Genomic DNA, 5,206 nt, shown 5'->3' on the forward strand with positions numbered 1-5,206 from the left:
GCAAGTCCCGTAACGCTGACTTCATAATCATTGCCGCGTAGCGGCAATCCACAACCCTCGGCGGCGGAGGCGCCGTCAAACCTAAGAACCCGACCGCCAAAGGCCGGTCAATCCTAAGAACCTTTTCAGCCACAACCCTTCTACACAACCTGCGGTGAAGCCGCGCCCCTTTTTATACTGCGGCTGTGCCGCCACCACAACCTTCAGCCCGGAGGGCCGTTACCCCTTCCTGTTGAGCCTCTCTGTGACAAACAGGCGGGGCTGTGATACTATAAGAGAATACAGAATCCCAATACATACAATTTCCCATGATAAAGAGGAGGATATATGAGGCTTCGCAGGAAACCGTGGATTGATGAAGCAATCAAAGATTATACAGACATTCTTTACCTGGAGGAACCTACCGACAGGAAAGGGGAGTGGCGCAGCGTCTTCCCACATCCGGAAAATGAGCTCCATGTGGAATTTGGCACCGGAAAGGGCCAGTTTATCTCCGGCATGGCATCCATTCACCCCGATGTGAATTTTGTGGGCATGGAGGTGCAGGAGGGGGTTATTTACTATGCTGCCAAGAAGACGGCAGAGAAGGATCCGCCCCTTACCAATGTACGTCTCATTCTGGGAGATGTCAGTGAAATCCTAAACATCTTCGGCGAAGGGGAGGTGGATGTGATTTACCTCAATTTCAGCGATCCCTGGCCGAAGAAGCGCCATGCCAAGAGGAGGCTCACTTACAGGGATTTCCTGAAACGGTATGCCCTTATTCTGAAGGAGGGCGGAGAAATCCGTTTCAAAACTGACAATAAGGATCTTTTTGATTTTTCCATTGAAGAATTTAAAGCGATGGGCTGGGAACTTTCCCAGATGACCTACGACCTTCACGCCGCTCCGGTGGAAGGGGACGTGGAAACGGAGTATGAGGAAAAGTTCTCCAGAAAGGGGAATCCGGTATGTCGTCTCGTAGCGAGACGCCCCTGATTGATATGAAGTATGCGCCTCGGGCATTGCAGAAAATGTTCATTGTGGCAGGAATACTGATTATCCTGGGGGCCTTCAATGTATACAGCTCCACTTATTATATGAATATGGAATCCGGCGCCAGTCCGTACAGCCATATTATCAGGCATCTGGTGTTCCTGGCGGTCAGCGTGGCCTTTGCTTTTGTGCTGTCCCGGATTAATTATCATTTCATTAAGAAAGGGGCCATCCTCTGGTGCCTTGGTACCATAGGACTTCTTCTTCTGGTCATGGTGGCAGGCCGCACGGTGAACGGCGCCACCCGCTGGATTTCCCTGGGTCCCGTGTCCCTCCAGCCTTCGGAAATCGCCAAGGTCACCGGGCTGATCTGGGCGTCGGCCTATCTTTCGAAAAAGGTGGATGCCCATAAAGGCATGTCTATTCTGGGGCACTTGTTTCTTCCCCTGGCCGCTCTTTTTATTCCGTCTCTGAAGAAGCAGAAGGGCGCCTCCTTTTCCGGCCTTTTCCATTATTTCACACCCTTCTATATGCCCCTCATCATGGCCCTTCTCGTACTGAAGCAGCCGGACATGGGCACCGCCGGCATGATTCTCATCTTTCCGGGACTCCTCTACATTATTGCAGGTATGCCTTTTCTTGAAATTTTGATTTCCATAGGTGCAGCCTTCGTGGCTTTCATCGGCCTGGCTGTGATGGCTCCCTATCGTATGGCCCGGCTGGTGGTGCTCCTTCATCCTGAGGAGTACGCCCAAGGCATGGGATACCAGACCATGCAGAGCCTTATCGCCGTAGGCTCCGGCGGCGTGCTGGGACAGGGCATGGGACAGGGATTTTCTAAATTCCTTTACCTGCCGGAACAGTACACCGACTTCGCCTATGCCGTATTCAGCCAGGAATATGGATTCGTAGGCTCGGCAGTGGTGCTTTGCCTCTACATGGCCTTCATGCTTTACGGCCTGTCGGTGGGAAGAAAACTGAAACAGACCTATCCGGCTTTACTGGTCTACGGACTGACCCTTCTCATTTCCGTCCAGGGACTGGTAAACATTGCCATGGTTATCGGCTGGTTCCCTGTCACCGGCATCCCCCTTCCCTTCATCTCCTTCGGCGGCACCTCCCTTCTCATGAACATAGCCGCCCTGGGCCTCATCTGGGGCACCGCCACCCAGAGCCTTCGGGAATATGATGAAGAGGAACGGAAAAAACGGATTGCCGCCATGGAAGGGCGCCCCCTTTCCTTCGGTGAACTGTCCGGCTCTGTTTACGGTTCCCGGTAAATCTATTAAATATATGATGAAAAGAGGCTGTGAAGAAATGATAACCATTTTTTTCACATCCTTTATTTTATGGAGAAATAAAAATGACACGAAATACTTCACTCAGGGTATGGGTTTTCTTCAAGGAAGAATCCCATGCTGCAGTTCTCCTGAAAAAAGCAGCACAGCTTCTTCACGAGATGGGGGTGGACGTATCGTTCTCCTTTGAAGAGGAACCTTCGGAAGAAGAAATAGAACAGATAAAGGAAAACCATATCCTTGCCCTTTTCCACAACCCGGAAAAAGCAGGCCGCTTCGCCCTCCTGGCAGGGAAAGCAGGCAAAAAAGGCTTCGCCCTCTCAGGCAGCAAGGCCTATGGCATAAGCCTTGCAGAAGGAAATATACTCTCCTTCTTCCAAAAACAAGAATATCACTCCGCCTTCGTCTATGCAGCGGACTGGGCATTTCCCATCATTCCGGACAGCGCTCCTGCTAAAGAAAGAGCCCCCTTCCTTATTTCCATTTACCGGGGCCTTATGCTCTATGCAGCAGGAAAAGAAAATACCCTCCTGGCAGCTATGGACCGGGGGAGACGGTAGGCGGGACTGGGACCGGGATAGATTAGTGGCTGGTAGCTGGTGGGTTAGGAAAATCATACAACCGCCCTGACGGGCGAGGGAAAAGCGTTTCCCCCTTTGGTGGCTGGCGCCACCACCTTTCCCCCGCTGAAGCGGGGGAACTATGGACACTCAGCATTGTGCTACATGAGTCTGCAGGAAAGCGTAGAGCGATCTATTCTCCCCCCTGAATAGGGTGGCAAGCGAACTTGGTTCGTAGGGGAGCAAAGCGACCTGAGAACCAAGTGAGACGCTTTCCCGTGGAGAAAGCACCAAAAGGGGTGCATTTCCACGGGCGAAGCCCGGTTGTTTGGTTTTAGCCGCCAAAGGCGGCAATGCCACAGCCTTCAGCGGTGAAGTTGCTGTCAAACCTGGGACCCTCGGGTTAAGACCCGTCCATCTTAAGAGCCTTTTTATCCCTCTATCTCTCTTCCCCTTCTCTCCTGTATAATAATGACAGCTTTTGATTTCATATATTACATAAGGAGGTTCTCTATGCCCTACGTCAATATCAAGATTACGAAGGAAGGAAATGTTACGCCGGAGCAGAAGGCGCAGCTTATCAGCGGTGTGACCGGTCTTCTGGCTGATGTGCTTCACAAGAATCCTGCCACCACGGTGGTGGTAATTGATGAGGTTCCGCTGGAGAACTGGGGATTGGGTGGGAATCCCATTCTGGTGGCAAGGGGGAAAAGGAAAAAATAAAAAGGCCCCAGGGGCCTTTTATGAACAGGAAAGAGTATTCGCCGGCGGCCATGACCATGGACAGAACAGGGAAGGCTGGGTCTGACCTTTCTGCCCTTTCCCTGATTCCCCATTGCGTCATGTTTCTAAGCGCGAAATGACCATAGGGCGAAAAGGCGGGAAGCCTGATGTCTCACCTCTGATTGTCCATATTCTATCTTCTAATTTCTTCCCCCTGTCCCATCCACCATATCCAGGAGGCGGGAGAGGACTTCTTCCTCTCTGCCCCGGTTTTCCAGTATCCGGTCTGCTGCTTTTCTATAAAGGGTGATTCTTTCTCTATAGAGGGCAAATACCTTTTCCGGCCCTTCCTTCAGGAGGGGCCTTTTTTCTACTTCCACGTCGCCTGCAATGTCTTCCACTTTCCGGTCGATGAAGATGATGAGGCCCGTTTTGTGAAGTCTTTCCACATTGATTTCCCGCTTGACCACACCGCCACCGGTGGCTATGATGAGTCCCTCTTTCCCGGCCAGGTCGCAGATGGTTCTTTCTTCCGCATCCCGGAAGGCTTTTTCACTTTCTGCAAAGAAGCTCTTGATTGTCCGCTGTTCCTTTTCTTCCAGGTAGAGGTCTGCATCCACGAAGGGGCGGGAGAGTCTTTCTGCCAGCGCCTTTCCGAAGGTGGTTTTGCCGCAGCCCGGCATGCCGATGAGGACGATGTTTTTCATTGGGCCATTTCCTCCACGATTTCATCTATTACTTTTTCCGGAATATCCCTGTCCATCCAGATTTCCTCTGCCGCCATGGCCTGCATGACCAGCATGTACATGCCGTTCATGCACTTGCCTCTGGCGTCATGGAGGAGCTTCGTTTCCGCCGGATTATAGATAATATCCACCACTCTGGGAAAAACGGCGGCGATGTCCGAGGGGAGGGGGGATACGCCGGTTTTGGGATACATGCCTACGGGGGTGGCGTTCACCAGAAGGTATCTATCCCCCTTTTCCTGCAGGCTGTCATAGCTCTCGATTTTTACATTTCTTTTTTCTGCAAAGGAAAGGAAATCTTCATCCACCTTGTCCGGATGGCGGCTGATGACATGAATGGCGCCGGCCTTCCGGTCGAAGAGGCACTGGATGATGGCCCGGGACGCGCCGCCATGGCCCAGCACCACCGCATCTTTTCCTTCCATGCGGCAGTCGATGCGGTCAAGGGTGCGGGAAAATCCCATGTAGTCCGTATTGAAGCCCATGAGCCTGCCCTTTTTGCGGGCGATGGTGTTCACGGCACCGATGGTGGCTGCCTCCTTCGACAGTTCATCCAGGAAGGGGATGACGTCCACCTTGTAGGGAATGGTCACGTTCAGCCCGTCATAGCGGCCAAGGAGGCCGGGCAGGTCTTTTTGAAAGGTATCTCCGGGAATTTCGATCAGTTCATAGGTGGAGGAAATACCCAGTTTTTGAAATAATTTTTCGTGAATGACCGGAGACAGGCTGTGTCCCAGCACTTCTCCCAAAAGGCCAAGTTTCATGATTGGCTCCTTTCTGCTATGGTGGCGGCTTCGCCGCAAATTAAAAAAAGGGAGCGCGGCTGACGCCGCGGGTTGTGTAGAAGGGTTGTGCATAAAAAGGGTTCTTAAGATGGATGGGCCCTATGGGCCGGAGGGTTCGT

General features: G+C 52.2%; 6 protein-coding genes. 4 read left to right on the forward strand and 2 right to left on the reverse strand.

Features of this window, described 5'->3' with window-relative positions; translation table 11 throughout:
- Window positions 1–327: 327 nt before the first annotated feature.
- From trmB to B2Y11_RS01295, 4 genes are all read left to right on the forward strand, one after another.
- A complete protein-coding gene (gene trmB / locus B2Y11_RS01280) occupies window positions 328–978 on the forward strand; it encodes a tRNA (guanosine(46)-N7)-methyltransferase TrmB (RefSeq protein WP_291055133.1) in 651 nt (216 codons plus the stop codon).
- Window positions 951–2,255 (forward strand): FtsW/RodA/SpoVE family cell cycle protein, encoded by a 1,305-nt coding sequence (locus B2Y11_RS01285; protein WP_291055136.1) that lies wholly within the window; start codon window positions 951–953, stop codon window positions 2,253–2,255. Before trmB ends, B2Y11_RS01285 begins: the two co-directional genes overlap by 28 nt.
- 83 nt (window positions 2,256–2,338) lie before the next feature.
- The gene (locus tag B2Y11_RS01290) at window positions 2,339–2,833 is read left to right on the forward strand and encodes a hypothetical protein (protein ID WP_291055139.1); all 495 of its coding nucleotides are present in this window, start codon (window positions 2,339–2,341) and stop codon (window positions 2,831–2,833) included.
- Window positions 2,834–3,346: 513 nt separating this feature from the next.
- Window positions 3,347–3,556 carry a tautomerase family protein gene (locus B2Y11_RS01295; protein WP_291055142.1) on the forward strand — a complete coding sequence of 70 codons (210 nt, stop codon included), beginning with the start codon at window positions 3,347–3,349 and terminating at the stop codon, window positions 3,554–3,556.
- 200 nt (window positions 3,557–3,756) lie between these two features.
- On the opposite strand, the gene B2Y11_RS01300 is transcribed toward B2Y11_RS01295, so the two are convergent.
- Window positions 3,757–4,263 (reverse strand): shikimate kinase, encoded by a 507-nt coding sequence (locus B2Y11_RS01300; protein ID WP_291055144.1) that lies wholly within the window; start codon window positions 4,261–4,263, stop codon window positions 3,757–3,759.
- Window positions 4,260–5,066 carry a shikimate dehydrogenase family protein gene (locus tag B2Y11_RS01305; RefSeq protein ID WP_291055147.1) on the reverse strand — a complete coding sequence of 269 codons (807 nt, stop codon included), beginning with the start codon at window positions 5,064–5,066 and terminating at the stop codon, window positions 4,260–4,262. The genes B2Y11_RS01300 and B2Y11_RS01305 overlap by 4 nt, the downstream gene beginning before the upstream one ends.
- Window positions 5,067–5,206: the final 140 nt, after the last annotated feature.

The organism is Dialister sp. UBA1703 (assembly GCA_002320515.1).
Classification (GTDB): Bacteria; Bacillota; Negativicutes; order Veillonellales; family Dialisteraceae; genus Dialister.